Genomic DNA, 26265 nt, shown 5'->3' with positions numbered 1-26265 from the left:
GAGATGTTCTATCTTTGTTCTAAAGCAGGCCGATTTGTCAAGGTCCGCTCGAGGCGGCCGCAAATCACTGGAGTGCAATGGACGAAACCCGTCAGCGGAAGATCATTCACGTCGACATGGACGCCTTCTACGCGTCGGTCGAGCAGCGGGACAATCCGGATCTCCGCGGCAAGCCGGTCGCCGTCGGCGGATCCCGCGAGCGCGGCGTCGTGGCGGCAGCCAGCTACGAAGCCCGCAAGTTCGGCGTCAGGTCGGCGATGCCGTCGGTGACGGCCAAAAGGCAGTGTCCGGACCTGATCTTCGTCAAGCCGCGCTTCGAGGTCTACAAGGCGGTATCGCAGCAGATCCGCGAGATATTCGCCGAGCACACGCCGATCATCGAGCCGCTATCGCTCGACGAAGCCTATCTCGACGTCACGGAGAACCTGCGGGGAATTCCGCTGGCGCGCGACGTCGCGCTCGCGATCCGCGCGAAGATCAAGGAGGTGACCGGCCTCAACGCCTCGGCCGGCATCTCCTACAACAAGTTCCTGGCGAAGCTCGCTTCCGACCACCGCAAACCGAACGGCCAGTACGTCATCACGCCGGAGATGGGGGCAGCGTTCGTCGAGACGCTGCCGGTCGGCAAATTCCACGGTATCGGGCCGGCGACCAGCGCGAAGATGAACTCTCTCGGTCTCCACACCGGCCTCGACATGCGCAACCAGTCCCTCGAATTCATGCAGGCGAATTTCGGCAAGGCCGGCAGCTACTACTTCTGGATCTCGCGCGGCATCGATAACTGCGAAGTTCGGCCCGACAGAATCCGGAAATCCGTCGGTGCCGAAAATACATTCTTCACCGACCTCACCGAGTTCGAGGCGATGGTGTCGGAACTGCAGCCGTTGATCGACAAGGTCTGGCGCCATTGCGAGAATAAGGGCACGCGCGGCCGGACGGTGACGCTCAAGGTGAAATTCGCCGACTTCGAGTTGATCTCAAGGAGCCGAACGGTTGTCGCTCCGGTCGTGCGCCGCGAGGAGTTGGCGAACGTGATAACCGAATTGTTGATAGCACTCTTCCCGATGAAGAAACCCGTCAGACTGCTCGGCGTGTCAGTCTCCGGGTTTGTCGGGGAGGATACCGACGATCCAGCGCAAATCGCGCTTAAACTATGAAGCCCACGCCCACCATATCACTCACGGCTCCGGGCGATATAAATGCTTAATTCCGGTAAGACAGGCTGTCTGTTTGGACCCCGACTCTAGCGAAATCTCTTCGGAGAGCTCGCGCTCCCAGTGTAGGAACCAGCAAAGTGTCAGGGTCTCCCCTCGATCTCACCCGCGTCACCACCCTCACCTTTGATTGCTACGGCACGCTGATCGACTGGGAAGCGGGCGTGATCGACGTGCTGAGGCCGTTGCTGGCACGATATGGGATTGCCCAGTCGGACGACGAAATCGTCGCGACCTTCCAAGACATCGAGGCACCGCTGTGTGAGCCGCCCTACAGGTCGTATCGCACGGTGCTTGCCGACGTGGTCGAGCGCTTCGGGCGGCGCTTCGGCTTCCCAGTCGGGTACGCTGAGCGAGAGGAGCTCGCGGTATCGGTCGCGTCATGGCGACCGTTCCCCGACACCGTGCGCGCGCTACGCGCCCTCGAGGCGCGCTACAGGCTCGCTATAATCTCCAACATTGACGACGACCTGTTCAAGACCACCGTGCCGCAGCTCGGTGTCTTCTTCGATTGCGTCGTCACGGCGCAGGCAGCGCGGTGCTACAAGCCGGACCAGGCCATCTTCGAGCTGGCGCTCGGGCGTCTCGGGGTAAAAGGGCATCAGGTCGCCCATGTCGCAGAGGGCGTCACAGAAATCTCGCCCGCACGGCGGCTCGGCTGCGCGACCGTCTGGGTGCGCCGGCGCGGCCGCTCCGCCCGGCTGCTGACCGAGGTACCCGACCTCGAAGTGCCTGACCTGTCGTCCTTGTTACCGGAAGTCGGCAGCGACGCGGAAGGCATCGTTGTCTGACCTGAAATCCCGGCGCCGGTCCGTACCGAGTGCGGGGATCTTAATGTACCGGCGAGCCGGTGAAGACCTGGAGGTGCTCCTGGTGCATCCAGGCGGCCCCTACTGGCGCAAGAAGGATGAAGGGGCATGGTCGATCCCCAAGGGCGAGATGGATGAAGGCGAGGACGCCGAAGCTGCTGCGCGCCGCGAGTTCATGGAGGAAACCGGCCTCGCCCACTTGGGGCCGCTGGATTCGCTCGGCGAGATTCGCCAGCGTGGCGGCAAGCGGGTGATTGCGTTCGCCGTCGAAGGCGATGTCGACGTCCAGACCATAAGAAGCAACACTTTCGAAATCGAATGGCCGCCGAAAGGCGGACGGATGAAGAGTTTTCCTGAGATAGATCGCGCCAGTGGTTCGACCTGCCATCCGCCCATGCAAAGATTCTCGAGCGCCAGCGTCCACTTCTCGATCGGCTCGCCGCATTCGTTAACCAACGTGGAAGGAGCGCGCCATGACGGACGCCTTCGATCTCCAGCGCTTCCTCGATGCGCAGACGCCAATCTACGCGCGGGTCCTCGCCGAATTGCGCCGCAGCCAGAAGCAAAGCCATTGGATGTGGTTCATCTTCCCGCAGGTTGCCGGACTCGGACATAGCGCGATGGCCCAACGCTTCGCAATCGCCTCTCGGGGAGAGGCCGTGGCCTATCTTGGCCATGCCGTCCTCGGATTCCGGCTTAAGGAATGCACGGAAGGCGATGCCATCCGGTATCTTAAGCATTCGATCTGGTCTCGCCGGGTCCGGGGCCCGCGTCGCGCCCGCGACCGGCTGCCGCCGCGCGAGCGCACGGACATGCGGCTCCGACGAGTGACCAGCAGGGCGGCGATGCGCGGAGGCCGTTCGACCGGTCGGTCCCGGCTTCCCGCCTTTAGCGCGCGGCCGGCGCGCCGCCCGGCCCGGCGCGTGCCGCCGCTGGCGTCCGGCGGCGGGGTTCGGGAATTCGAGTCCTTGGAAACCGAATTCCAAGGATTTGAGTTTTCAAGGACTCGAACTTCGTGAATTCGAATCCTTGAAATCGAGTCCTTAAAAATTGAATCCTTGAAAGCGCGTCAATTTCGAATCCTTGAAGAACGAGTCCTTGAAAATTGAATCCTTGAAAAATCGAATTCTTTGACACGAGTCCTCTGGAAACTAGACTAGTGCGGGCCGCAGACCCCGCCGCGGCGGACCGGGCCCGGCCCGGCGCCGCCCGGCGCGGCCGGCGGGGCCCCGCGGCCAGCGCCGGATCTTCCGTCAGCCGGCCAGGTCGGAAACGGTCGCAATGCGCCGAGGCGCCGCGCATCGGCGTCGGGGGTAGAATCGCGCCGGAGGAAGTCCCCTCTGCGTCTCTTGCGAGGGCGCCTCGAGCTTTGCCGCGAGCGCCGCAATTCTTACTTGCGCGTGAGATGACGGATCGTTGCGACGTCGTCGTGAACTTGCGAATGCCCGAGATCCGCCACGACTTTTAGCGGGTATTGGCCCACGGGACGGGCGCTTTCGATCGAGAGATTTCCTCCTGATTTCGCGACCAGCGACTGCAGGCGTTCGAATTCGCCACACACCATAACGTTTCCATGTCGCGATCCCGCCCCGGGTCACGCGTTTCCGCCGGAATCCCGATGCCCACGGCCCTCACCTGCAAGACATCCGACTGCGACCCACCGGAGAGTTCGACTCCATATCCGGGATTGGACGATGGTCTTCAGGTCTGGTGACAGGATCACCGTCGCGGCCGGCGGACGAGGTGTACGGCTGATGATCCTCGGCGGCGCACCGCTCAGCGGACCGCGCTATATCTGGGTGGAACTTCGTCGCCTCCTCGAAGGACCGCATCGAAGAACCGAAGGCCGAATGGCGCGCCGAGGACTGGGGGCAGCGTTTCGATCTCCCGGTCGATGATCGGGATGAGCACATTCCCTTCCGGAATGACCGGCGCCGGCAAGGGGACGGCAGTTTGTCTTTCGCTAGTCGCTCGATAACACTGTCGATGACGGCTCCATCATATTCGGTCGTTTCAACGCAATAATGGGCGTGCGACTAAGGCTGTTGCGGCTAGTTCCAGGCCAACTAGCGGCTGGCACCGCCACCAAGAGCCATTCGAATGCCAAGACCAACGATGAAAAAGCCTGCGACCCGCTGTTGCCAGAGCCTCACACGAGGTCGCTTCATGATCCAAGAACCGAGGCTGCCAGATGCCACGGCATAGGCGCCCAACACCAATGCACCCGTCATTTTCTGAGTAGCGCCTAACACGAGGAGTTGCAGACCTACGGAACCGGCATGCGCATCTATGAACTGCGGAAGGAAGGCGACCATAAACGTAATGGGCCAAGGATTAATCAAGTTGGCGATCATTCCTTCTCGGGCCGCTACAAACGGGCTAATTCCGTGCACGATCTGCTGGACTGGCATGTCCTTGGTCCTGAAGACTAGCCGTAGTCCTATCCAAACGAGATAGGCAGCTCCTAACCATTGAAGCATCGCGAATGCAAACGGGGATGCTCTCACGAGAGACGAGACACCGAGCGCGAGCAACGGCAGTTGCACCATGCCCGCACCGGCTGTCATCCCCAACACGGTGAACAGCGCAACTAGACGCCCTTGTCCGATTCCGCGCGCCATCACCAGCATGCTGTCCGGCCCTGGAGGCATCTGCATCACGATGACCGTCCCGACGAACGCTATCCAGAGGGCGGAGTCCATGAGCAGTCCGTGGTGTCCTAGGTTTGTGTGCGGTGACATCGCTCGGCAGCGTCGCGATTGGAGGATCGAGCCGCAACTGGCGCTCCTCCCGCTGGCGTCCCTCAAGGCGCGAGATGCACACGAGCAGAACCAGAATACGCACCGCGAACCGTTCGCTATGAACAAAAGCGACAATCGCGTGCAGATGAATAGGTTCCAATTCCGGCTGGACTAGCAAGAATCAACGATTGACGTTGTCCGCGATCATATTCCGGAGTGAGGCGTAGACCGCATCAAACCCGCTGGCACTGTGCATGAGGTAGATCTCGCCCTGCTGTCCGTGACGGATCGCGTGCGCCATAACGCGGAGCCGAGGATCGCCTTGCCCACGCCAGGCTTGATCGGCCATCTTCACTGCGCCGGCGTGATGGATGCTCATGAGATGGATGAACAGGGTATCGAATTGGTCTGGCGCAGCCGATTTGATCTGCTGCATTTGACCGTCGGAAAGCAGATCTGGCATGGCCGCGAGTTCGGACGCCGAGCATAGCGGCATCGACGCATCGAACCAGCTGCGCCACCAACGCTCGAAAATTCTGACTTCTCCAGTTTGGCTCGCGACCATCAGCATGCTAAGTGAACGAAGATGCGGGTCGCGGGCACGGCTGACGGCGAGATTTGCCAACTCGATTCCTTGGGCATGGTGCGTTGTCATATGGCGCATATAATTCTGGTCGGATTGCTGGTCGGCGCCCATCCATGGCAACTCGCGGTCGAGCGAAGCGAAAATCGCCAGGCCTGTCAGCACGGCGATTGTTGCCAGTGCCGCCGTGCCCCAGGCCTTGGCGGTAACGACATCGGTCGTGTTCGGTGCGCGGCCGAGTGGATAGCGCAGCCAGCTGAAAACGGGATACATTGCGGCCGAGCTCATATGGACCAACAACCCTATCCAGTAGGGTTGTTGCAGCGTGAAGAGGGGCTGCCAGAATGGCAACAGTGGCACCAGCAAGAGCCATTCAGTCGCCGACGTGAATACCGCCCACGGCATCGCCAGCAAAAAAATCGTCAGCGGCCGAAGCCCGGCGGTCCAGCGCCCGAGCACGCCGAAAAACACCAGCGCCCAGGAGAAATCGGCCCATTGATGGAATGCGATCCCGATTAAAATCGAGCTCCAGGAAGGCTCGGTGCTGATGGCCCAGTCACGGGCCGGGATCGCTGCAACCGTCATCCAGTCGACCGCCGCGTCGCGTCCAATCCGAGCGGCAAATAGGTGGCTGACGATGGTGGAGAATGTGCTGCTGACCAGACCGAGTTCGACGGCTGCGAGCCAATTCGATTTTGGCGTCGACATGACGGCGACCAAGGATTTGCGCATCCTCAGGTCAATTTGTCGAGGTTGCCAAAAGGCTTGAAGTCGGCCGGCTCGTTGCGCTCTTCGCGGCCCTGGCGTTCCTGCGCATTGCCTTCGTCGTGAAGTTTCTGGTCACCCAGAACCTCACCCACAAGGCGCTTCGCTTTGCCGGCGATTTCGTTCTTGACGGATTTTGCCTTGGCCATAACCACGGCCTCCTTATCCGAACGGCTTCATGACGACCTTGATACAGCCGTCCTTTTTCGCCCGGAACATCTTGTAGAGCTCCGGCCCTTCCTCAAGGGCGGCGCGGTGCGTGATGACAAAGGATGGATCAATTTCTTCCTTTTCGATCCGCTCCATCAGCTTCGGCATGTAATGCTGGACCGGTGTCTGCGCCATTTTGAAGGTGAGGCCTCGATTGATCGCGCTGCCCATTGGAATCTTGTCCAGCATGCCGCCGTAGACGCCGACGATCGAAACCGTACCGAAGTTGCGGCAGCATTGGATGGCTTGGCGCAGGACATGTGGCCGGTCGGTGCCCATGAATGTCGCTACTTTGATACGATCCATGACTGAATCCATGCTGGCTTTGGTCTCGGGCTCCGTGCCGACTGCATCGATGCAGGCATCGGCGCCGCGGCCTTCCGTCAATTCCTGGATGCGGTCATAAATGTCCTCTTTCATGAAATCGAGCGTGGTGGCTCCCGACTGTTGCGCCAGAGCCAAGCGCTCGGGCACCGTGTCGATCGCAATCACCCGATCTGCGCCGAGCAGGAAGGCACTTTTGATTGCGAACTGGCCGACGGGGCCGCAGCCCCACACCGCAACCGTCTCGCCGCCTTTCAAATTGCAGAAATCGGCCGCCATGTAGCCGGTCGGAAAAATATCCGACAGAAACAGCACCTGTTCGTCGGTTAAGCCTTCCGGCACCTTGTAGGGGCCCACATCCGCGTACGGAACCCGCATGTATTCCGCCTGGCCGCCTGCGAAGCCGCCAAGCATGTGCGAGTATCCGAACAGACCGGCAGGCGAATGGCCCCACATCTTCTCGGCTTCCTTGGCATTTGGATTGGAGCGCTCGCAGCCCGAATAGAAGCCTTTCCTGCAAAAGAAGCATTCGCCGCACGAGATCGTAAAGGGCACTACGACCCGGTCGCCGACTTTCAGTTTCTTGTTGTCCTTGCCGACCTCAACTACTTCGCCCATCGTCTCATGGCCGAGCACGTCACCTCTTTCCATGGTTGGCATGATGCCGTCGAACAGGTGCAAATCCGAACCGCAAATGGCACAGGCGGTCACCTTGATGATCGCATCGCGCCCGTCCTGGATTTTTGGATCGGGTACCGATTCACATCGGACGTCGCTTTTGCCATGCCAGGTGAGGGCTTTCATACGGGTGCTCCAGGTAAGTCCACTTAGATAAAGTGTCCTTCCCGCGCTCGGTTCCAAACGAAAGTTAGGAACGCTGCGGTGCCGAGTTCATTAAAGACGGAAACAATCTAGAGTCATCGGAGACGCCGTATGGCTGGACAACTGGCTATCGTGACTGGAGCTTCAACCGGTATCGGCTTCGAACTCGCGCGGCTCTGTGCCCGGGAAGGCTATGACTTGCTGATAGCTGCTGACGAACCCGAGATTCACGACGCGGCCCAGAAGCTTCGAAATGAAAAGGATGCCGGCGCCATTGAGGCCCTGCACGTCGACCTCGCTACCACGGAAGGCGTCGATCAGCTTTACGCAGCGGCCAAGGGCAGACCGGTGAATGTGTTGATGGCCAACGCCGGTCGCGGGCTCGGCCACGCCTTCCTCGACCAGGAATGGCCGCGAGCCCGGGAAGTCATCGATACCAACGTAACCGGTACGACCTATCTGATCCATAAAGTGGGCCGAGATATGCGCCAGGCCAACCAAGGCCGTATCCTGATCACAGGCTCGATCGCCGGATTTACGCCTGGCAGTTTCCAGGCGGTCTACAACGCGACCAAGTCCTATCTGAATTCCTTTTCCTTCGCACTGCGTGAAGAATTGCGCGACACCAAGGTGAGTGTCACCTGCCTGATGCCGGGCGCCACCGAAACCGAATTTTTCGCGCGTGCTGATATGCTCGATACCAAGGTAGGCTCGGAAGCAAAGGATGACGCCGCGATGGTCGCCAAAACCGGCTTCGACGCGATGATGAAAGGCGAAGGCGATGTTGTTAGTGGACTCAAAAACAAAATACAGTCGGCGGTCGCCAATGTGACGCCAGCCGAGCGGTTGGCCAAGCAACACCGCCAGATGGCGGAACCCGGAACCGCAAAATCCTGAATCACGGCCGCTGCGCGGGGAGATCGACATAAAGAAGGTTGCGACGGCTGCTACGCAGCGAGCTTGATTACGCCATTTTTTAACTGCGAAATCGCCCCGCTAAGCGGCCGTTCGCATTCGCAATAATCATTCCACGCTTTTGATTTCTTCAGCAATTGGGGGACCGATTTAAGCGTGTACTTCAGCGGATTGAGACCCCTGCGCACCTGCGCCCATGTCAGCGGCATCGAGACGGGAGCATGCGGCCTGCCACGCGGCGACAGCGGTGCGACCGCGGTCGAGAAACGGTCATTTCGAAGATAGTCAAGGAAGATCTTTCCCGTTCGCTTCGCTTTGGACATGTTGACAAGGAAGCGATCGGGCGAGTCCGAGGCCATGGCCGCGGACACATCGCGAGAAAAGTTCTTTGCCGTTGGCCAGTCAAGCTTCTCGCCTTTTCGTGGCCGTGCCAACGGCGTCACCACATGCAACCCTTTGCCGCCTGTGGTTTTGCAGAAAGAGACCAAACCAAGCCGCGCTAATCGATCCCTGAGCTCCAGGGCTGCCTCAATAACCCGATCGAATTCAACGTCGGGCGCGGGGTCTAGATCGAACACAAGGCGACCGGGAAGAGCGGGGTCGCCCGGTTGATTATTCCACGGATGAAGCTCAACGCCGGCGCTCTGCGCTACCGCTGCGAGTCCCTCGATGCGATCGATTTGAATGTATGGTTTGCGGTCGCCGCCGACCGACACTTGCTCCAACAGGTTCGAGCCGCCTTTCATGGCGTGCCGCTGAAAGAAGCGTTCGCCGCCTATGCCATCAGGGGCGCGGATAACGGAGCAGGGGCGGCCTTTCAAATGGCCCATCATCCATGCGCCGACCTCCGCGTAGTATTCGGCGAGCTCCAGTTTGGTTATCGCCCCTTCGCCATCGTCAGGCCAGAGCACTTTGTCTGGCCGGCTTAGCGGCACGCCCATGACGACGTCGTTTGCTGCAGGCTTGCGAACGCTTGCCCGCTTTGTAACAGGTTTGGGGACCTCGACTGTCTCGAGCGGGGCCGGTGTTTCGGCCTCCACCTCTGTGGCTGGTCTATCCTCCCGCAAGCCCTTGAAGGCGGCTTGGCGGATCATGCCTGACCCGGTCCAGCCCGCGAATTCGATCTCGGCGACGAGGGCAGGCTTGAGCCAGTGCATGCCAGTTTTCTTCCTGGGTGCGTCTTTCCCGCCGAAGGGATTAACGTCCGAGGCCAGCGGCTTCAGCCTCGGTATGAGACGGCTCACCTTATCGCCGCCATAGCCCGTGCCAATGTTGCCGACATAGACAAGGTGGTTACCCCGATAGACTCCAGCCATCAGCGAGCGAAATGTCGAGCCATTGCTGTTCCAGCCGCCGATGACGACCTCGTGCCCAGCCCGGCATTTGGCCTTGGTCCAATGGGCAGTCCGGCCGGATATATAGGGCGTATTCAATTCCTTCGAAATGATGCCCTCAAGCGACATACGACAGGCCGACTTCAGCACGGCATCGCCGCCACTTTCAAAATGCTCGACATAGCGGATCTCCTGTTCCTTCTTTCCGAATGTCTTCACCAACAGTTTCTGCAGGGCCTGCTTTCGTTCGCCTAGTGCTTTCCGGCGAAGATCCATGTCGCGTTCAAACATCAGATCGAACGCATAGAAGATCAGGTCATCGGTCTTTTCCTCCGACAACGCTGCCTGCAATCCCGCGAAGTCGGGCGAGCCGCGATGATCCAGTGCCACGATTTCACCGTCGATCAGGCAGTCAGGCAGACTAGCGGCGGCTCTCGCGATCGCCGGGAACTTTCTTGTCCAATCGAGACCCTTGCGGGTCTTGAGCGTAACCTGGCCGCCGGCGACGCGCATCTGGATCCGGTAACCGTCGAACTTGATCTCGTGGACCCATGCATTTCCCGAAGGAGGACGATCGACCGAGGTACACAGCTGCGGCGCTATGAATGCCGGAAGATGTCCGCTGGACGGCGTGTTCTTGCCGCGCTTGGCTGGTTTGGCTGATGAGCGCTTAACCGGCGCGGGTGCAGAGGCAGCGGCACTTTTTGAACGCCATATTGCCTTGGCCGGCCGCCTCGCGCGAGTGGCGCTCAGGAAGGGTCTGGGGCCTTTGCCCTTTCCTTGCGTAATCTCGGCCATGGAACGACCGGAGGCCACCGAACGATCGTCTTCGAGAATGGTGTTTTTCTTGCCTTCGCGAGATGCTTCGTCGCGATGTTTGATCAGAAGCCAGTTGGTACGTTTCTCACCATGACGCGGCCGCATGCGTGTGAGAATCCAGCCTCCAGTGAGCTTGTCTCCCTCAAGTGAAAAGTCGAGCTTTCCCTTGCGGTAGCTTTCCTGCGGTTCTTCGCATTCCCAATAGCCATGGTCCCACAACATCACGGTGCCGCCGCCATATTGGCCTTTCGGGATTGTGCCTTCGAAATCACCATAATCAAGCGGGTGATCCTCGACTTCGACGGCAAGACGCTTGTCAGCGGGATCGAGCGAAGGTCCTTTCGTCACCGCCCACGATTTGAAAACACCGTCGATTTCGAGACGGAGATCGTAATGCAGGCGAGAGGCTGCATGCTTCTGAACGACAAAACGCAGGCGTTTCGAAGCCTTGACGGGCTTGGTGCCGCGCGGCTCGCTCGTCTTTTCAAAGTCCCGCTTGGCTTGGTAGCGGGCGAGCAATTTCTTGACCACAGGCCTCTCCGATCGCTTCTGGAACAGAAAGCCGGCGCCCATGTTAAAGTTCCAGTTCAGGAGTTCGCGCGGAGGAGGCAGTCGTGCTCGCGATGGAGGCCCGTTCGGTCGACAGCCTGCCGCGCGGAGCCGAGTGGCAATATGAGCCGAAATGGGATGGCTTCCGTTGCCTGCTGATCCGCCGCGGCGACCGCGTTCGGATGCAGTCCAAGTCCGGACGCGACCTTGCCCGCTATTTTCCCGAAGTGGTGATTGTAGCGAAAGGCATTGGTGAGACGCAATTCACGCTGGATGGCGAATTGGTGATTCCGGTCGGCGAACGGTTTTCCTTCGACGACCTGTTACAGCGAATTCATCCCGCGGCGAGCCGCATCAAGCGCCTCGCCGACGAGACACCGGCAGTATTCCTTGCGTTCGATCTTCTTCGCTGTGGCGCGAACGATCTGGTGACGCTGCCGCTCACGAAAAGGCGACCGGCGCTCGAACGGTTCGCCAAACGGCATTTCAAGAACGATCAGGTCTTCCGACTTTCACCGGCGAGCCGGAATTACGCTGACGCGAAGCGGTGGCTCGATTCAGCGGGAGGCGGGAGCGATGGCGTCATCGCCAAACGCGTTGATCTTCCATATCAAGCCGGCAATCGCGACGGCATGCAAAAGATCAAACGCATGCGCTCCGCGGACTGCGTGATCGGAGGATTTCGTTACGGGGAAAAACGCGCTGGCGGACGCAAAGTAGTGGGTTCACTCTTGCTGGGGCTCTACGACGTCGAAGGCCGGTTGAATCATGTGGGCTTTAGCTCAGGGCTTAAATCGGCACAGAAGGCGGCGCTGACGGATAAACTGGAGGCCATCGCCAGCGACCGCAGCTTTACCGGGAATGCCCCTGGTGGCCCAAGCCGCTGGTCGACCAGGCGGTCGGCGGAATGGCAGCCGCTCAAGCCGAAATTTGTCGTCGAGGTGTCCTACGACCATTTCACCGGGGGGCGCTTTCGGCACGGCACGACCGTCCTGCGCTGGCGGCCCGACAAGAAACCGCGACAATGCACCATGGAGCAGCTCCAGCAGAAGTCGGTGCTGCCGGCAACGTTGCTCCGCAAGCGAGGCTAGGGTTGCGTTCGGCCGGACGCTTTTGTGGACGATAATGTCGCGTCACGAGCGCAAGGAATTGCAATGCCCTTCCGGGTTGATGCTGAGTGCGAGAGATGCTGAGTGTGAGAAGGGTGGGACCGCCAGGCAATATAAGCGACGTCGTGTCAGGTCGTTACCCGGCGGCGCAGCCTAACCTCTTTTGGGGGCTTTCGCTCTTCGGTTATAGGGCGAACGATTCACCGGCCTGAGAGACATCCCCTCACGCTGGGCCTTGCTGCGGATCGCCGCAATTGGCCGTTGAAGTTTAACGCTCATCACGCCGGTCGGGGTGTTGCCCTTTGCGAGTTGCTTCAGCTTGTTCACGTCCGTCGTCGACCAGGGCTGCCGTGACCGACGTTTGTACGAGGGGTTTACTTTCCGCGGACCCTTCTTGCCGATCGGCGAGCCGGGCCGCTTCCATGCTGCTCTTGCCATTGAAATCCTCCGTCAAGTGGCGATCTAACGACGGAATCAGCAAAAATGTTCCGCCGCGCGCTATCGGATCCGGCAGGACGCATCGGCGATTGCGTGCACCGGGACCATGTTTCTCCGTCGCGTTAGGAACGGCGTTTCTACCAATGGATTGAGATGGAACGCAGAAAGGTTGGGCGTGGGAACGACGAGGGCATCGTGAACGCGCCTGCCGGTTTTGGCTATGGCCGAGAAGCGGGAGATACGGAGACCGAAATGCCGTCGACCCTGGATGAAAAGCTGAAAGAAGCAATCGTTGGCGAGTTGAAGCGGCAGGCCGCCGACAGGCCGCAAACGCTTAGCGTGAGCGATACCCCCGATCTCTACGTCAACGGCAAAATAGATCTCGATGCCCTGATCATGGTCGTCGCCGGTTCGGTCGCAGGCGGTCCGTAGGCATCCGCCAATGTGCATTGAGGAGATAGTCCGGGATGGCGGGCGACAACAGGAAATTTCATTTTAATCTGGTGGATCAGAACGGATTGGCGCATCCAACCGGCGAGCCAGTGAACGATAGAGACCAGGCTTTTGCCGTCGCAAAACGTCTTGCCATCGATATTGCGGAAACGCGGCAAGAATATCTTGGCAAGGGCTGCTTCGTCTCTGTGGTCGACGATGCCGGAATCGAAATCCATCGGGAAGGCGTTGATAGTGCGGAGAAGAGCGGCTGAAGTTAACTGAAAGGAATCCCTATGCTCCGGCGGATTGGTCCGCCGGATTTTGGGCTAGTCGTTATCCCTTCTCGGACAGCCATTCCTGTGTGGATGAAATGAACCTTTGTCCCAACTGCGAGTTCCCATTGGTTGCTTGAACAAAATCAGTTGACGGATCGGTGCATGGCTAAGAAGGCAAAGAAGCGGAAATATTCCAAAGGTGCGGCGAAGAAGGTCGGCCGAGCCATGAAAAAGCGAAAGGCCGGAACGCTTAGGAGTGGAAGATCCGGTCGGAAAGTCAAAAGCAAGAAGCAGGCGATCGCTATCGGGCTTTCGGAAGCGCGAAAGAAAGGCGCCAAGGTCCCGAAGAAGAAGCGATCAAAGAAATCATAGCGCTTCAGTCAGATGACGGATCAGCTGCTGGAGCGGAGACCATCCAGTCATCCAGCAGTTCGTCCGAACCGGATTCATCGAGCCTGCGGGGCTTTTGGCCCCTGAGGTTGCGCGCGCGAGATAGTCTCAAGCCCTTGGCTGGTACGGATTTCCGTTTCATCTGGCTTGCCGCTCCGTCGGCATCTGCCTGCCTCATAGGTCACTCTAAACAACCGGCGGCATGCCGAAGTTCCTAAGGGAGCGTGAAATGCTTCCAGGCTCGGTGTGCCTGGACCCCCGTGACGGGCGCCGCGCCCAGCAGCGGGCGAGCAAATGGTGGAATACGATCCAAAAAACGATGTCGCGATACCCAAGGTCGGTGCTGACTTAACGCCGACAGCGCCGTTTGGCGTTCGGGAAACTAATCGATTGTATCGCCTGCGGGCTGCGCGGGCGGTTGCCGTCGTTGCGGCCTACATGGAAGATGAGGCGCGCGCGTTGGCGACGCGTCATGACTTGCAGGGCCGTGACTGGCACAGCCCCGCATTTGCATCGGCTGAGGTGGACGAAACGACCGAGAAACATGTGTTTGGAGATGTCGTGATCTCTCGCTTCATTTGGACTCGCCCTTTCGCCAAAAGCCAAATCTCCGCCCGACGATGTGCGGACTCAATCAGATACGACATAGGTCATTCGCCAGTAGATCACCGCTGCAAGAGCAACGATCCCGGCGATAATCAGTAACCATGGAAGATACTGATTCATCGATCGATGGCCCTCGGCTTCGCCAGTTGATCTGGGGCGAAGCCTGTCCGTCCGTCTTGGGTTTATAGCTGGGCGTGCTGTCCACCCGGCCGGGATATCTGGCTGAGTGCTTCACCAGTGCCATTGCCCGCTTGTGCCTGCGCGATGTCGCCGAGCGCGATAATACCGACCAGCCGCTTTTCGCGACTGAGCACCGGCAGCCGCCTGACCTGGATCTCGCCCATGTTTGCTGTGACCTCGTCGAGATCCTGGTCGTCATAGCAGTACTTGACCTCGGCGGTCATGACGTCGCCGACCCTCGAATCGGGCCCACGGCCCAGGGCAACCCCGCGGACGGCAATATCGCGGTCGGAAATCATTCCGACCAGACACTCATATCGGTGACCGGGAGCAAGCCGACGCCAAGTGCTGCCATCGCTTCGGCCGCATCTTTTAAGGTGTCATCGGGCGTACAGAGCTGAACCTCAGGAGTCATTGCGTCACGAACCTTCATGGCCGATCGGTTCTGCCGCTAACGGCTTCTGCCGACCAGCGTTCCAGGTTAGTCCGGCATTTTGCGCAGTGCGGTAGTCAAACGGCGGCATTTCTCACCGCGAAACCAGCGTGAGTTCAATGGTTCGCGCCCGTCGATATTCCCTGAAGGCAGCTATCGCACGGTTCGAAAGCGCCAGCCTGTTTCGCTGACCCTGCCCGATCATTTGTTCAATTTTGCCTGTCAGGAAATGATTGACGTCCCCGGCATCATCGATCTCGCCGCTGCGTTCGAGAAACTCCCAAGCGATCTGTTTTGCTTCCATGAGTAGCTGTGGATTGGCGTCGTCCCTGAACCATGTCGACATCATTTTTCCTCGACTTTGGCCGAGGAACCACGCGGATCGGGATTGGTTCCCAAAAATGCTGTTGCGGAAAGAGAGATTTGGATGGTCGGCAGTTTTGGAAAGGGAAGACTCGCTATTCAGGCTTCTGAGACTGCCCTTTGGGGAAATCAATTTCCCAGCCAAAAACCGATCGTCCGCCGAGTGAGGCTGAGCGGTTGCTCTCCGCCGCGACGTGGGCTTCGAACGATGGTCCGGTTGCCGTTCGTTCCAACCGGCGAGCTTGGTCATCCAGACGCTTAAGGGCCTGCATCTCGTCGTCGCGCCCGAGTTTAGCCCGCTGCACCGCGGATTTCAGCACGCGGATGGTCTCATCATAGACCTTGATCGGTACCGGGTAAGGATGGCGGTCCTTGCCGCCGTGGGCGAGCGAGAAACGGGCGGGATCGCGAAAGCGGTAGGGCGCGCCGTGCACGACTTCCGCGACCATGGCGAGTGACTGTACGGTGCGGGCGCCGACGCCCGGCGTCAGCAACAACTCCGGAAAGTCCAGCGGACCGCGCTCGGCGGCTGCGGCAAGCGTGCCATGGAGGCGGCGGGTGAAAACGTCGCTGGAGCGGACGTCGTGATGAGCGGGCATGACGAGGTGGGGCAATTCGGGCTGGGTCGCGACCTCGTGCGAGAGCGCCGCATATTCGCGGGCAATGCCGTCCGGCCCAAGCGTGGCGAGCAGGTCGAGCTGCGCCGTGCGGGAATTTTCAGCCCGACGATCGGTCAGATTGATGATTTCACCTTGCGCGGGCCCGTCGATCGCGCTGTGGGGTTCGTCGACAAAACTGCGCAGGCTTTCGGAATGCCAGTGATAGCGGCGGGCCTGCCGCTTCTCGCCATTCATGCCTTGCTGCACCACGGTCCATTTGCCGTCATCGGTGACAAAGAAACCGTGCAGATAAAGTTCAAAACCATCCTGCACCGCCGCGCTGTCGACCTTGGCGACCAGTCGGCTGGCGCGTGTCAACGCCTGACCATCGATGCCAGTTCGCTCGCCGATTGCAGTCAATTCGTCCGGCGTGCGCCGCGAATGCTTGCCCCGGCCGCCGCAGACGTAAATCCCGAGTTCGCCTTGGAGCGGCGTCAGGCCGCGCTTCAAGGCGCCGATCACACTGGTGGTAATGCCGGATGAGTGCCAGTCCATGCCCATCACGGCGCCAAACGATTGGAACCAGAACGGATGCGACAGCCGCTGCAGGAACTCATCACGCCCATAGTGGTGAACCACAGCCTGGGTGATGATCGCGCCCAACGAGGCCATTCGTTCAGCCAGCCAGGGCGGGACGCGGCCGCCGTGGAGGGGTAGATCGGCACTGCCGGTTCGTCGTGTCATGGGTTTCCGAAAGGCTGAATCGACCAAAGTATATCAGGCATGGCGTTCGACGGTCAGGATCAATCTACCATGGTCCGAAAGGTGATCGAATGTCGCGGAGCCTCCACGGCCGGAATGCTGTGCTCCCATTCCTGTCGGGCGGCGCCCGCCATCATGTAGATCGACCGAGCAGCCGCATCGAGCGCAAAGCGTTCCCATTTGTCACCCACCGCCCGCCGAAAACGGAACTTGCACGGCGAGCCCAGCGAAAGCCCGAATATCCGGTCGAAGTGCGGTTTGTCGCGGTGCCAGCCGATGCCGACGCCGGTATCGTACTCGGTACAAAGAATCTGGGCGATTTTAGTGCCCGGGCCGCCGAATCCTTCGACGCGTTGGATCAGCGGCGTCAGCCATGGCGGGATCGGATCGGCCTCCTGCAGGCGGCGCAGCGTGTAGTCGTAGCGGAAGCCGAACGACGCCACGCGCCGCTTGCCCTCATATTGGCCGAACTGAAACGGCTGCAGCGGAAGCGCTGCGACACGTCCGATCAAATCCCGTTCGGTCGCCGGCGAAATGAATTCGTCGGCGTAAAGCAGCCCCTCCGGAGCGCGAGACGGATTAGCAAATAGCGCAAGCTGCTCGGCCAAGCCGGCGGTCCTTCTAAAAGATCAAGAGGCTGATTTCATATAGGGCGAAGTAGCCCGGACGGAAGCCCATCGCTTCAAGGGAACACTTGGGTCGGCTCGTGATTGAAGTGCCGAACAACCGGAGACAACCCATGGCAGACTATCCGAAACCGCCATACCCGTCCCAGCGGCAGCCGATGCCCGGATCGACCGCGAACATGGACCCGCGGCCTGACCACGGTGAAACCAGCTACAAGGGGTCTGGGAAGCTCAAGGGAAAGAAAGCGGTGATCACCGGCGGCGACAGCGGTATTGGCCGGGCGGTGGCAATTGCCTACGCGCGCGAGGGTGCCGATATCCTGATCGCCTATCTCGACGAGCATGACGATGCGCGCGAGGTCAAGGCGCTGGTCGAACAAGAGGGCCGCAAGGCCGTGCTGGTCGCGGGCGACCTGCGCAGTCCGGAGCACTGCCGCTCCGTCATCAAGTAGTCTGTCGAGGCATTGGGGGGCGTCGATATCCTTGTTAACAACGCGGCTCATCAGGCCACCTTCAAGGACATCGGCGACATCAGCGATGAGGAATGGCAGCTGACGTTTGAGGTAAACATCCACGCGATGTTCTATCTAACCAAGGCAGCGGTCCCCCACATGAAGCCCGGCAGCGCGGTCATCAATACCGCATCGGTCAATTCCGATATGCCTAATCCGATCCTGTTGGCCTATGCGACGACAAAGGGCGCTATCCAGAACTTCACCGGCGGACTGGCACAAATGCTGGCTGCGAAGGGCATTCGCGCCAACGCGGTAGCGCCTGGCCCGGTCTGGACACCGTTGATCCCCTCGACGATGCCTGAGGACGCCGTGAAGAATTTCGGCAAGCAGGTGCCCGTGCAGCGTGCAGGTCAACCGGCTGAACTGGCCACGGCCTATGTGATGTTGGCTGATCCGGCATCGAGCACACATCCGGCACCACCGTGGCCGTCACCGGCGGCAAGCCGTTTATCTGAGCCGCGCAGAAGTCATTTTTTCCGGGCAGGACGGTCTCCAAAACCTGCCGCGCCACGCCGCGGATGACGCCAGCCTCGTCGGGATCGCCTTTGGCGAGTGCGATCGACAAATTCTTCGCCTGCTGGAATGTGATGTGCGGCGGCAATGGAAATACTTCGGGGTCCGTTTTGAACTCCAGCACCACTGGAACGTCGCTGGCTAACGCCTGATCCCACGCCGATCCAACCAGTTCAGGCCGATCGATATAAATCCCGCGCAAGCCGATCAGCTCCGCGAAGCGTCAGTACGAAACGTTCGGTATCTGCTGCGAGGCCTCGAATTTCGGGTCGCCATTAATGATCCGTTGCTCCCATGTGACCTGATTGAGATCCTCATTGTTGAAGACGCACACAATCCAGCGATGGTCTTGCCATTGCCGCCAATATTTGGCGACCGTGATCAGCTCGGCCATGTTGTTCATCTGCATAGCCCCGTCGCCCACCAGCGCGATCACGGGGCGATCCGGCTCGGCATATTTGGCAGCGATCGCATAGGGCACCGCGGCTCCCATCGATGCCAGCCCTCCCGAAAGAGAAGCTTTCATCCCGTTGCGCATTTTCAAATCGCGCGCAAACCAATTCGCGCAGGAGCCGGAATCGCAGGTAATGATCGCGCGTTCCGGCAATCGCGGCGACAATTCCCAGGCCACGCGTTGCGGATTGACAGGTTCAGCCGGTTGCCGGGCGCGGTCTTCCAGCGTCTCCCACCAGTCCCTGACGCTGGTTTCGATGGTCTTGCGCCATTCTCCAGCCGGCTTTTGACGAAGCCGCGGGAGCAGCGCACGTAGCGTTTCGGCGGCATCGCCAACCAGTCCGACTTCCATGGGAAATCGAATCGACAGCATGCTCGCATCGATGTCGATCTGTACGCCGCGAGCCCCGCCTTCCTCTGGAAGAAACTCGGAATAGGGAAATGCCGATCCAATCATGAGCAGCGTGTCGCATTCCGTCATCAGTTTGTAGCTGGGCTCGGTTCCGAGCAGACCGATCGAGCCTGTTACCCAAGGCAAATCGTCGGGAAGAACGGCTTTGCCGAGCAGCGTCTTGGCGCAACCCGCGGCTAACTTGTCAGCTACCGCGATGACCTCATTCGATGCGCCGAGCGCGCCGGCCCCGACCAGTATCGCGACCTTTTCGCCCGCGTTCAGCACCTCGGCAGCCCGGTCGAGCTCAGCGTCATGTGGCACGATCTTCGGTGGCGCGTAACCGACCCCAGAGTGCAGCGTACCATGCGCGCGAGTCGGTTCCTCATAGGGCTCATCCTGCAGGTCGTTAGGCAGGATGATCACGGTCACGGTCCGGCGCGACAGCGCGATCCGGGCGGCGCGATCGATCAAATGTCGGACCTGCGCCGGAGAGGACGCCTGCGCGACATAGGCGCTGGCAACGTCCTTGAACATCGAGACCAGGTCGAGCTCCTGCTGGTACTGCCCGCCCAGTGCATTGCGTGCCTGCTGACCGACGATGGCCAGAACCGGCTGGTGATCCAGCAGCGCATCATACAGCCCTGTGATCAGATGGGAGGCGCCAGGACCCGAAGTCGCGATGCAAACGCCGAGCCGACCGGAAAACTTGGCATAAGCCGACGCCATAAAAGCTGCCATCTCCTCGTGCCGGGCCTGGATGAACTGGATTTTTCCACCGGCGCGATTCAGGGCGCCGAACACGCCATTGATGCCATCGCCGGGATAACCGAAGATATGGCTCACGTCCCAGTCGTGAAGACGCTGAACGACAAAATCGCCTACGGTTTGGGACACGGAAAACTCCAATCATCGAAGCGGCGCTCAGCCAACAAACGAGAGGCGGAAGGTGTTCCAATTTTCCCGGACGCGCGCTTCCAGGTCGGCCAACGCGAGAAGCCAACGGGCCGTATCGGCTTCGACAGCGCAGCGGAGGCGAGGGCGCCAAATGGCCGGGAACGATTGGAAGCATCATCAATTGTTTGGAATACCCACCCAAGCAGGGAAGGTTCGACCATGAAATATCTGGCTTTCAGATGCTTCCCAGTAGCTGACAGTAATAGTAACTGAGCAGTCATGCTCCAAGGCTGCAACTCCAAGGCTGCAACTCACCTTCCGCCGGTTGTTTGTCATATGACCAAAGCCAATCCGCCGCCCGCCCTTCGCCCCATGAAGGATTTTGATCCTTCAGAGCCCGCGATCCTTCATGATCGAATATCGGACGCTATCATCACTTGGAGTAGCGAAGAGGCAGCCGCTTTTCGACATTCTTGCGTTGTGCAAGAGGACGGAAGTGTCGCATGGAACGGGTATGTGTTCGATGGCTGGGGCAATGTGCTAGGCGGCTGAACAGGACGCGCGAATCTAGCGCACCGGTTTCTGCCTTCAATCCAACACAGCTTAGGAGCAGCGAATTGCCGTCGGCGAGCGCGCACTATCCGACGAGGGTCCCATTTTCCTTGCGTCGCGTTCGACGTTCGCAGGTAGGAACTGCATGCACTACAAAGGTGTTTAGCACGTGATCTTGCAGTTCTGCCGGGCGCTCGGCTCATTTGCAGGCCGTCCGGAATCGAAAAGGGCTCTCAATGCACTTCGACGTGCTCGTTGTCGGCGGCGGACCCGCCGGACTGAGTGCCGCGCTCATTCTGGGACGGTGCCACCGGACGGTGTTGCTCTGCGATGAAGGGCATCAGCGCAATCTGAGTTCGCACGCAATTCACGGGCTTCTCGGTAGGGAGGGACGTTCTCCGGCCTCATTTCTTGACGAAGCACGCCAAGACCTGTCGCGCTACAAGTCCGTCTCGGTGCGCGGCACACAGGCCATGACCATCGGCCGCGCTGGAGAAGGGTTCAATTTTGTCTGTGCCGATGGCACGGCTGGCAGTGCTTCAAAGGTCCTTCTTGCGACGGCCTGGTCGACGAGCTCCCCGAACTCGCGGGTATCCAACCGCTCTACGGTGTTTCCGTGCATCATTGTCTTTACTGTGACGGATTCGAATACGCGGAAAAGCCGGTGGCGGCATATGGCAGGGGAGATAAAGGAGCCGAGCTTGCCGTCATGATGAAGCATTGGATAGCCGACGTGGTGGCATGCAGCGACGGGACGCAGGTTAGTGCGCAAGCGATGCGAAAGCTCGCAGAATACAACATTCCGCTTCGCACTGAACCCATCCGGCGTATCGAAGGGGCGGACGGAGAACTCACGAAAATCCTGTTCAAAAGCGGGCCGGACCTGCCCCGGGCCGGATTGTTCTTTACAACCGGCTGCCGTCAGGCGTCCGATTTATCCGAACGCCTTGGCTGCAAACGTAATGCAAAAGGAGGCGTCATAATCGATCCCGATACGGAAGAAAGCGATGCGTCAGGCGTCTATGTTGCAGGCGACGCGTCGCGCGATGTCCTCCTTGTGGCGGTAGCTATCGCAGAAGGCGCGCAGGCTGCCGTTGCGATCAACAAGGCTTTCCTGCGCCGTGATGGATGTTGCGATTGAAAAATGATAGCTGCTCGCTTGCCTTTCCGCATTAGAAACCCGTTAGGCGCAGGCCGCAGCCATCCGTTGTCAGTTCAGAAAAAAGCGATCTGAAGTTTGGCTACCATCAACCACAAAATGCCAGCGACGGCGGTAAAGGCGGGAATGCCAAAGGCAAACCAAAGCCAGAAAATGCGGTGATATTCATTGGGAAGCGGCGTGCTTTCTGCTGCGGCTTTTGCGGCGAGATCCCTCAGGCGCATCTGCATCCAGACCACAGGCAGCCACAGCGCGCCCGTAAGGACATAGAGCACGATCGACCAGATGATCCATCCGTCCCAAAACGAGTAGCCGACCTGCCAAACGAGCAGGGAGCCCGTGATGGGCTGCACGACAACCGCCGTGGCCGTAAAGATAAAATCGGCAATCACGACGATCCTGGCGACTGCCGCGATGACGATGGGCTTTCCGCCGAGATGAGCCACCAGCATGAAAAAGGCGATGCCGGCTCCTGTACCGATCAATACGGCAGCGCCCATGATGTGAAGATACTTGAGGATGAAGTATTAACATCACCGATCCTCAAGGATCGCCACGGCGACGAGATGCGCCACGATGATGGGCCATATTTTCAGCATCGGGCCTAAAGGATCGGCCCAAAGACGGGGGACAAGTATCGTTCCGATGATTGCATAGGTGAACGAGATGGCGATGGCCGCGTAGAGGCCATATCGGCTCGTTGGCCGGTAGGCAATCGCGAGTCCAATGGCCAGATCGGCCAGCGCGCCGGCGATGACGGTAAGCGTGGCGCTTGTTCCTTCCACGCCGCCTTCGCGCATGAGGCCGATACCATAATCCCAACCGGGTCCCAAGGACACGAAAGCGGTCGTCATCCAGAACCAACATAACACGACAAACAGCATCGGCTTTAGCCAATACATGCGCGCGAACCAGCGCTCCTGAACGGAAGCCGGTTCGGAAGCTAAAAATTCCGGGAGGCTTTTGGGATCGATGCCAATCCGCTGCATATCCGCAAGAGTGCCAGTAGCTCCTCGTGCGATCTCTCGCTCGGCAGTGCTTCGCACGGGAGGTCGCCATCCCAAAAGCGAAATCGCATCGCCCAACTTGTAAGCCATACCTGAAGCAAACTGCGGGAGGCGGATCTCGCGCGCTGGAGGCCAGCGATACCAGCCGCGGAACAGCGAAACAACTTCGGCGAAAGAGTGTTGCTGCGGGCCGACCAGCTCTACAATTCGTCGGTTCGGCGCGCCGGGATCGAGAAAGTAGGCCACGGTCCGTACGATGTCTTCGAGCAGGACAATCTGGAGCTGTCCGGTGTTGGGCATTACCCAGGTCACCGGAAGAGCCGCCAAGCCGCGCACAAGAGCGCTTGCACCGTAGGCGGGCCTGCCGATTACCACCGAGGGCCGCAGAATCACCCAATCGAGGTCTCTTTCCATTAACGCCTTATCGCCATGCAATTTCGTTTCGGAAAAAGCGCTGGGAGTCTCTCGGTCCACACCGATCGCCGAAAAATGAATTAAGCGTCTAATCTTGAGTTGTTCGCAAGCGGCAAAGAGGTTCGCAATGCCGTAATGATGGACCATCGACGTGGAATCGTTGCGACTATCCTGAAGCACGCCTGCGCAATTCACTACCGCGTCTATGCCGTTAAGATGAGGCAACCAGTACGAGGGCGACGTGGCCTTGGAGATATCGACTCTCTTAAACTCTGAATTCGAGGGATCGGCGCTCCTGCTCATGGAAACGACCAGGTGACCACTGGCCAAAAGATGAGCGACAATTGCGGATCCTATCAGTCCCGTCCCTCCCATCACGGCAATTTTCATGACCACCTCCGCGTTCGCTGACTACGTTTGTTTGCGCGCTCGCCAGCCCCGAACGAATTCTTCCAGAAAGGGAAGGACTTCCAGAAACGCGCTGGCGAACAAGAACGCGGCTACGTATGTCCATGGTAATGGCTCGCGCTTGAGAACAAGGTCGAAGCGCGCCGTCTCGGGGCCCAAGCCCCACAGGCTGAGAAACTGTGACCAATGCAGAATAATCACGATGAGGGCTGCTGTGAGTGGTAGCAGTTCGAGAAAACTGTGAATGTGCTGTTCGAGGGGTGTGATGCGCCGCAGCTGACTGGCGAACGCCGTGTCCCATAGGGCGGTTAATTGGTGCAAAACCAGTCCGGTGATCATGATCGCGATGATGAGCGCGTTGATCTCGAAGAATATCGCTGCCAATAGAGGAATGGCCACCTCTGCTAACATCAGAAGATGGAGGAGAGATTCCCTATACCCGCTCGTCAGCTCGATCCGGGAAGCTCGATGGCACAGGTAATCGGCAATTCCTGCCGATAACCAAAGTGGCAGGACGAAGTATAACAGTATGGCTTCGGCCGCGGCGGAATGAGGCATACAATCTCCTGATTTCACCGCCTCGTTTGCCGGCCGGGTCTTCAATCGACGCTATCGGCTCCCTGGCCATCCCGCCTGTGCAAATTGCCTTAATGAATAATCACGACGGCCGGTGCAGGTTCCTTCATCGGGTCTGGGAGTCGTGTTCGGTCAAGGCACAGGACACATATCTCAGAAGCCCGGGATGCATTTTGCAGATCCAGCGACTTCGACAATATGAGCCCTTCTATATCTGCTTTGGAACGACGAGTCCGAAATCTAGTTGGTTGGCAGCAGGGCGATCCATCAACACGCAGGCGGCTGTCTAGAGAAAAGACCAATACAGCCCTCTAGCCGGCCGTCACGAAGGTGGCGAGTCCCCCACCGGTGATTGGCTCTCGGCCTGCTTGCCAGCATCCCTCGGGTCTGCCTCGCGATGCTTGGCTTTCGCCGCGTTTTTTGCGGCGTCCTTCCGTTGCCAATCATTCAAAGTGTCGCGAGAGACACTATTGTCTCCCTTGCCGGATTTCTGATTGTTGCTCACTTTCATGTCACGTGCCTGGTTGTGGTGCTCGGTCTAATCTTAAAATTCCTCGACGGCGTTGCTTCGGCATTGGGTGGCGGCGCAACAGCCGCGCATAATTTGCTTATTCGGCCCGTTCAACAGTGGCAGGCATCTTTGCCACCGACATCAGCGATCGAGCGACTTGGTTGAGGAACTGGTCCGAGTTCTCTTCTTCCGCCAGCGATTTCGACAACAGCGCGACGACCGCGCTGTGGCGCAATTGCTGGGCGAGGTTCTTCGCCGTGGTGTAAGCCGAGATCTCATAGTGCTCTACACGCTGCGCCGCTCCGATCAGCGCGAGGTCTGCAGCCGCGTCCTCCTTTTCTTCGCTTTCGGCAATGATCTCCTCGCCTTCCTCGACAAGCCCCATCATACCCTTGCAAGGTTTCGCGCGAGCGGTCTTGCCGAGCAATTCGAAGCACTCATTGAGGCGCTCTACCTGATTTTCGGTCTCGGCGAGATGCTGTTCGAACAGCTCGCGCAACTGATCGAAACGCGCCGCCTCGGCCATCTTTGGAAGCGCCTTTGTCAGTTGTTTTTCCGCGTGCAGGATGTCGCGGAGTTCGTCGATCAGCAGCTCGCTCAATCCGTTCGCATCGACCGGCGGCGAACTTTCGGTGACGATCGCGCTCGACGCACCTGCCTCTGCCTGAATTGCCGGCGATTCCGTAAAGACCCAGCCATTGCCTTCATTCCAAGGTCCGCGGGTGTCGATCTCGCCATGCTCGCCGGCGCCGGTGGAATCATTGAAGAACTGGTCGACCAATCCGGGTGTCGGCGCGATGCGGCCGATGCTGAAAGCCGGCTTGCCCATGCTCTCGAGGGCCAGCGCGAACGCCTTCATGTGGGTAATTTCGCGAGTCATCAGGAACTGCAGTGCGTCCTTGGTGCCGGCGTCATCGCAGAAATTGATCAGTCGTTCATAGACGATCTTCGCGCGGGCTTCGGCCGCGATGTTGCTGCGCAGGTCGACGTCGAGCTCGCCGGTGATCTTCAGGTAATCGGAAGTCCAGGCGTTGCCCTGGGAATTGAACAGGTTCACTCCGCCTCCGCCTGCGATAGCTATCAGAGGATCGGCCTCGGCCGCTTGGCGATCGAACTTTGCCGGCTTGAGGTGCATGCGGGCAAGGGTTCCCACGACTTCGAGATGGCTCAGCTCCTCGGTGCCGATGTCCATCAGCAGGTCTTTGCGATCGGGATCCTCGCAGTTCAGGCCCTGTATCGAATATTGCATCGCGGCTGCGAGTTCGCCATTGGCGCCACCGAACTGCTCGAGGAGCATGTTGCCAAAGCGTGGATCCGGTTCGTCGACGCGGACGGTGAACATCAGTTTCTTGACGTGGTGATACATTGGAAGGCCTCGGACGCGAGAGGAAATATCAATTCGAACGGCAGGCGCTGTCGTTTGTTCCTACTAGGTCGAAGGATTCGCGCGCGGCGGACGCTGTCGCCGAACTGGAGACAGGAGCGCCGCTCCCTTTTGGAGTTGCGGATTTCGACGGTAGGGAAGGACCCTTAACGGAGGTTCGCGCGTTGGAAATGTACTTTCCTTT

General features: G+C 59.3%; 22 protein-coding genes and 7 pseudogenes. 14 read left to right on the top strand and 15 right to left on the bottom strand.

Annotated features, from left to right (window positions below):
* Positions 1-77: 77 nt before the first annotated feature.
* The 4 genes and pseudogenes from dinB to IVB22_RS16630 form a co-directional block, all read left to right on the top strand.
* The gene (dinB, locus tag IVB22_RS16645; RefSeq protein ID WP_247518400.1) at positions 78-1157 is read left to right on the top strand and encodes a DNA polymerase IV; all 1080 of its coding nucleotides are present in this window, start codon (positions 78-80) and stop codon (positions 1155-1157) included.
* Between the two features lie 137 nt (positions 1158-1294).
* Positions 1295-2005 carry a haloacid dehalogenase type II gene (locus tag IVB22_RS16640; protein ID WP_247518399.1) on the top strand — a complete coding sequence of 237 codons (711 nt, stop codon included), beginning with the start codon at positions 1295-1297 and terminating at the stop codon, positions 2003-2005.
* Positions 2006-2048: 43 nt separating this feature from the next.
* A pseudogene (locus IVB22_RS16635) lies at positions 2049-2500 on the top strand (NUDIX domain-containing protein).
* Positions 2497-2733: pseudogene (locus IVB22_RS16630) on the top strand (DUF1810 domain-containing protein); the annotation flags it as partial. The pseudogenes IVB22_RS16635 and IVB22_RS16630, both read left to right, overlap by 4 nt.
* Positions 2734-3413: 680 nt before the next feature.
* Here the strand turns inward: IVB22_RS16630 and IVB22_RS16625 are convergent.
* Positions 3414-3587, bottom strand: coding sequence for a hypothetical protein (locus tag IVB22_RS16625; RefSeq protein WP_247518398.1), 174 nt, complete (start codon positions 3585-3587; stop codon positions 3414-3416).
* 130 nt (positions 3588-3717) lie between these two features.
* On the opposite strand from IVB22_RS16625, the pseudogene IVB22_RS16620 reads away from it, so the two are divergent.
* A pseudogene (locus IVB22_RS16620) lies at positions 3718-3940 on the top strand (pirin-like C-terminal cupin domain-containing protein); the annotation flags it as partial.
* Between the two features lie 149 nt (positions 3941-4089).
* On the opposite strand, the gene IVB22_RS16615 reads toward IVB22_RS16620, so the two are convergent.
* The 4 genes from IVB22_RS16615 to IVB22_RS16600 all read right to left on the bottom strand — a co-directional run bounded on the left by IVB22_RS16615 (position 4090) and on the right by IVB22_RS16600 (position 7450).
* Positions 4090-4725 (bottom strand): LysE family translocator, encoded by a 636-nt coding sequence (locus tag IVB22_RS16615; RefSeq protein ID WP_247518397.1) that lies wholly within the window; start codon positions 4723-4725, stop codon positions 4090-4092.
* A gap of 220 nt (positions 4726-4945) precedes the next feature.
* Entirely contained in the window at positions 4946-6067 is a 1122-nt protein-coding gene (locus tag IVB22_RS16610) for a DUF305 domain-containing protein (RefSeq protein ID WP_247518396.1), read from the bottom strand.
* Positions 6068-6081: 14 nt separating this feature from the next.
* A complete protein-coding gene (locus tag IVB22_RS16605) occupies positions 6082-6261 on the bottom strand; it encodes a CsbD family protein (RefSeq protein WP_247518395.1) in 180 nt (59 codons plus the stop codon).
* Between the two features lie 13 nt (positions 6262-6274).
* Positions 6275-7450, bottom strand: a complete 1176-nt coding sequence (locus IVB22_RS16600; protein ID WP_247518394.1) for a zinc-dependent alcohol dehydrogenase — start codon at positions 7448-7450, stop codon at positions 6275-6277.
* A 129-nt stretch (positions 7451-7579) separates the two neighbouring features.
* Here IVB22_RS16600 and IVB22_RS16595 point away from each other — a divergent pair, with 129 nt between their 5' ends.
* Positions 7580-8365 (top strand): SDR family oxidoreductase, encoded by a 786-nt coding sequence (locus IVB22_RS16595; RefSeq protein WP_247518393.1) that lies wholly within the window; start codon positions 7580-7582, stop codon positions 8363-8365.
* Positions 8366-8415: 50 nt separating this feature from the next.
* On the opposite strand, the gene ligD is transcribed toward IVB22_RS16595, so the two are convergent.
* Positions 8416-11109 carry a DNA ligase D gene (gene ligD, locus IVB22_RS16590; protein ID WP_247518392.1) on the bottom strand — a complete coding sequence of 898 codons (2694 nt, stop codon included), beginning with the start codon at positions 11107-11109 and terminating at the stop codon, positions 8416-8418.
* A gap of 50 nt (positions 11110-11159) precedes the next feature.
* On the opposite strand from ligD, the gene IVB22_RS16585 reads away from it, so the two are divergent.
* The 5 genes from IVB22_RS16585 to IVB22_RS16565 all read left to right on the top strand — a co-directional run bounded on the left by IVB22_RS16585 (position 11160) and on the right by IVB22_RS16565 (position 14437).
* Complete coding sequence (locus IVB22_RS16585; protein ID WP_247518561.1) at positions 11160-12176, top strand: ATP-dependent DNA ligase; 1017 nt, start codon at positions 11160-11162, stop codon at positions 12174-12176.
* 708 nt (positions 12177-12884) lie between these two features.
* A complete protein-coding gene (locus IVB22_RS16580) occupies positions 12885-13064 on the top strand; it encodes a hypothetical protein (RefSeq protein ID WP_247518391.1) in 180 nt (59 codons plus the stop codon).
* A 35-nt stretch (positions 13065-13099) separates the two neighbouring features.
* Positions 13100-13339: a hypothetical protein gene (locus IVB22_RS16575; protein ID WP_247518390.1), complete on the top strand. Its 240-nt coding sequence runs from the start codon at positions 13100-13102 to the stop codon at positions 13337-13339.
* A 165-nt stretch (positions 13340-13504) separates the two neighbouring features.
* A complete protein-coding gene (locus IVB22_RS16570; protein WP_256467424.1) occupies positions 13505-13714 on the top strand; it encodes a DUF6496 domain-containing protein in 210 nt (69 codons plus the stop codon).
* Between the two features lie 312 nt (positions 13715-14026).
* The gene (locus IVB22_RS16565; RefSeq protein ID WP_247518389.1) at positions 14027-14437 is read left to right on the top strand and encodes a hypothetical protein; all 411 of its coding nucleotides are present in this window, start codon (positions 14027-14029) and stop codon (positions 14435-14437) included.
* Positions 14438-14520: 83 nt separating this feature from the next.
* On the opposite strand, the pseudogene IVB22_RS16560 reads toward IVB22_RS16565, so the two are convergent.
* The 4 genes and pseudogenes from IVB22_RS16560 to IVB22_RS16545 all read right to left on the bottom strand — a co-directional run bounded on the left by IVB22_RS16560 (position 14521) and on the right by IVB22_RS16545 (position 17283).
* Positions 14521-14951, bottom strand: a pseudogene (locus IVB22_RS16560) (CBS domain-containing protein).
* 94 nt (positions 14952-15045) lie between these two features.
* A complete protein-coding gene (locus tag IVB22_RS16555; protein ID WP_247518388.1) occupies positions 15046-15297 on the bottom strand; it encodes a hypothetical protein in 252 nt (83 codons plus the stop codon).
* Between the two features lie 112 nt (positions 15298-15409).
* On the bottom strand, positions 15410-16657 hold the full coding sequence (locus IVB22_RS16550; RefSeq protein WP_247518387.1) for a DUF763 domain-containing protein: 1248 nt from the start codon (positions 16655-16657) through the stop codon (positions 15410-15412).
* A gap of 59 nt (positions 16658-16716) precedes the next feature.
* A complete protein-coding gene (locus IVB22_RS16545; protein ID WP_247518386.1) occupies positions 16717-17283 on the bottom strand; it encodes an alpha-ketoglutarate-dependent dioxygenase AlkB in 567 nt (188 codons plus the stop codon).
* 131 nt (positions 17284-17414) lie between these two features.
* On the opposite strand from IVB22_RS16545, the pseudogene IVB22_RS16540 reads away from it, so the two are divergent.
* Positions 17415-18271, top strand: a pseudogene (locus tag IVB22_RS16540) (SDR family oxidoreductase).
* 20 nt (positions 18272-18291) lie between these two features.
* Here the strand turns inward: IVB22_RS16540 and IVB22_RS16535 are convergent.
* Positions 18292-20070, bottom strand: a pseudogene (locus IVB22_RS16535) (thiamine pyrophosphate-requiring protein); the annotation flags it as partial.
* Positions 20071-20858: 788 nt separating this feature from the next.
* Here IVB22_RS16535 and IVB22_RS41935 point away from each other — a divergent pair.
* Positions 20859-21173 (top strand): annotated as a pseudogene (locus tag IVB22_RS41935) (FAD-binding protein); the annotation flags it as partial.
* Entirely contained in the window at positions 21134-21763 is a 630-nt protein-coding gene (locus IVB22_RS41220) for an NAD(P)/FAD-dependent oxidoreductase (protein WP_308200416.1), read from the top strand. The pseudogene IVB22_RS41935 and the gene IVB22_RS41220, both read left to right, overlap by 40 nt.
* 74 nt (positions 21764-21837) lie before the next feature.
* On the opposite strand, the gene IVB22_RS16525 is transcribed toward IVB22_RS41220, so the two are convergent.
* The 4 genes from IVB22_RS16525 to IVB22_RS16510 form a co-directional block, all read right to left on the bottom strand.
* Positions 21838-22302, bottom strand: a complete 465-nt coding sequence (locus IVB22_RS16525; protein ID WP_308200415.1) for a DUF2269 domain-containing protein — start codon at positions 22300-22302, stop codon at positions 21838-21840.
* Between the two features lie 12 nt (positions 22303-22314).
* Complete coding sequence (locus IVB22_RS16520; protein ID WP_247518384.1) at positions 22315-23592, bottom strand: SDR family oxidoreductase; 1278 nt, start codon at positions 23590-23592, stop codon at positions 22315-22317.
* 21 nt (positions 23593-23613) lie between these two features.
* On the bottom strand, positions 23614-24168 hold the full coding sequence (locus tag IVB22_RS16515; protein ID WP_247518383.1) for a hypothetical protein: 555 nt from the start codon (positions 24166-24168) through the stop codon (positions 23614-23616).
* 626 nt (positions 24169-24794) lie between these two features.
* A complete protein-coding gene (locus IVB22_RS16510) occupies positions 24795-26063 on the bottom strand; it encodes a DUF892 family protein (protein WP_247518382.1) in 1269 nt (422 codons plus the stop codon).
* Positions 26064-26265: the final 202 nt, after the last annotated feature.

It is taken from the genome of Bradyrhizobium sp. 190, assembly GCF_023073415.1.
Lineage (GTDB): Bacteria > Pseudomonadota > Alphaproteobacteria > Rhizobiales > Xanthobacteraceae > Bradyrhizobium.
The sequence above is the reverse complement of the archived record's forward strand: the minus strand, read 5'-3'. Positions and strand labels throughout refer to the sequence as shown.

Bases quoted from the DNA above. Each gene is read 5' to 3' on its own strand.
- dinB (WP_247518400.1), top strand. From the start codon at position 78: ATGGACGAAACCCGTCAGCGGAAGATCATTCACGTCGACATGGACGCC.
- IVB22_RS16625 (WP_247518398.1), bottom strand. From the start codon at position 3,587: ATGGTGTGTGGCGAATTCGAACGCCTGCAGTCGCTGGTCGCGAAATCA.
- IVB22_RS16615 (WP_247518397.1), bottom strand. From the start codon at position 4,725: ATGGACTCCGCCCTCTGGATAGCGTTCGTCGGGACGGTCATCGTGATG.
- IVB22_RS16605 (WP_247518395.1), bottom strand. From the start codon at position 6,261: ATGGCCAAGGCAAAATCCGTCAAGAACGAAATCGCCGGCAAAGCGAAG.
- IVB22_RS16600 (WP_247518394.1), bottom strand. From the start codon at position 7,450: ATGAAAGCCCTCACCTGGCATGGCAAAAGCGACGTCCGATGTGAATCG.
- IVB22_RS16595 (WP_247518393.1), top strand. From the start codon at position 7,580: ATGGCTGGACAACTGGCTATCGTGACTGGAGCTTCAACCGGTATCGGC.
- ligD (WP_247518392.1), bottom strand. From the start codon at position 11,109: ATGGGCGCCGGCTTTCTGTTCCAGAAGCGATCGGAGAGGCCTGTGGTC.
- IVB22_RS16585 (WP_247518561.1), top strand. From the start codon at position 11,160: ATGGAGGCCCGTTCGGTCGACAGCCTGCCGCGCGGAGCCGAGTGGCAA.
- IVB22_RS16580 (WP_247518391.1), top strand. From the start codon at position 12,885: ATGCCGTCGACCCTGGATGAAAAGCTGAAAGAAGCAATCGTTGGCGAG.
- IVB22_RS16575 (WP_247518390.1), top strand. From the start codon at position 13,100: ATGGCGGGCGACAACAGGAAATTTCATTTTAATCTGGTGGATCAGAAC.
- IVB22_RS16570 (WP_256467424.1), top strand. From the start codon at position 13,505: ATGGCTAAGAAGGCAAAGAAGCGGAAATATTCCAAAGGTGCGGCGAAG.
- IVB22_RS16565 (WP_247518389.1), top strand. From the start codon at position 14,027: ATGGTGGAATACGATCCAAAAAACGATGTCGCGATACCCAAGGTCGGT.
- IVB22_RS16555 (WP_247518388.1), bottom strand. From the start codon at position 15,297: ATGTCGACATGGTTCAGGGACGACGCCAATCCACAGCTACTCATGGAA.
- IVB22_RS16550 (WP_247518387.1), bottom strand. From the start codon at position 16,657: ATGACACGACGAACCGGCAGTGCCGATCTACCCCTCCACGGCGGCCGC.
- IVB22_RS16520 (WP_247518384.1), bottom strand. From the start codon at position 23,592: ATGAAAATTGCCGTGATGGGAGGGACGGGACTGATAGGATCCGCAATT.
- IVB22_RS16515 (WP_247518383.1), bottom strand. From the start codon at position 24,168: ATGCCTCATTCCGCCGCGGCCGAAGCCATACTGTTATACTTCGTCCTG.
- IVB22_RS16510 (WP_247518382.1), bottom strand. From the start codon at position 26,063: ATGTATCACCACGTCAAGAAACTGATGTTCACCGTCCGCGTCGACGAA.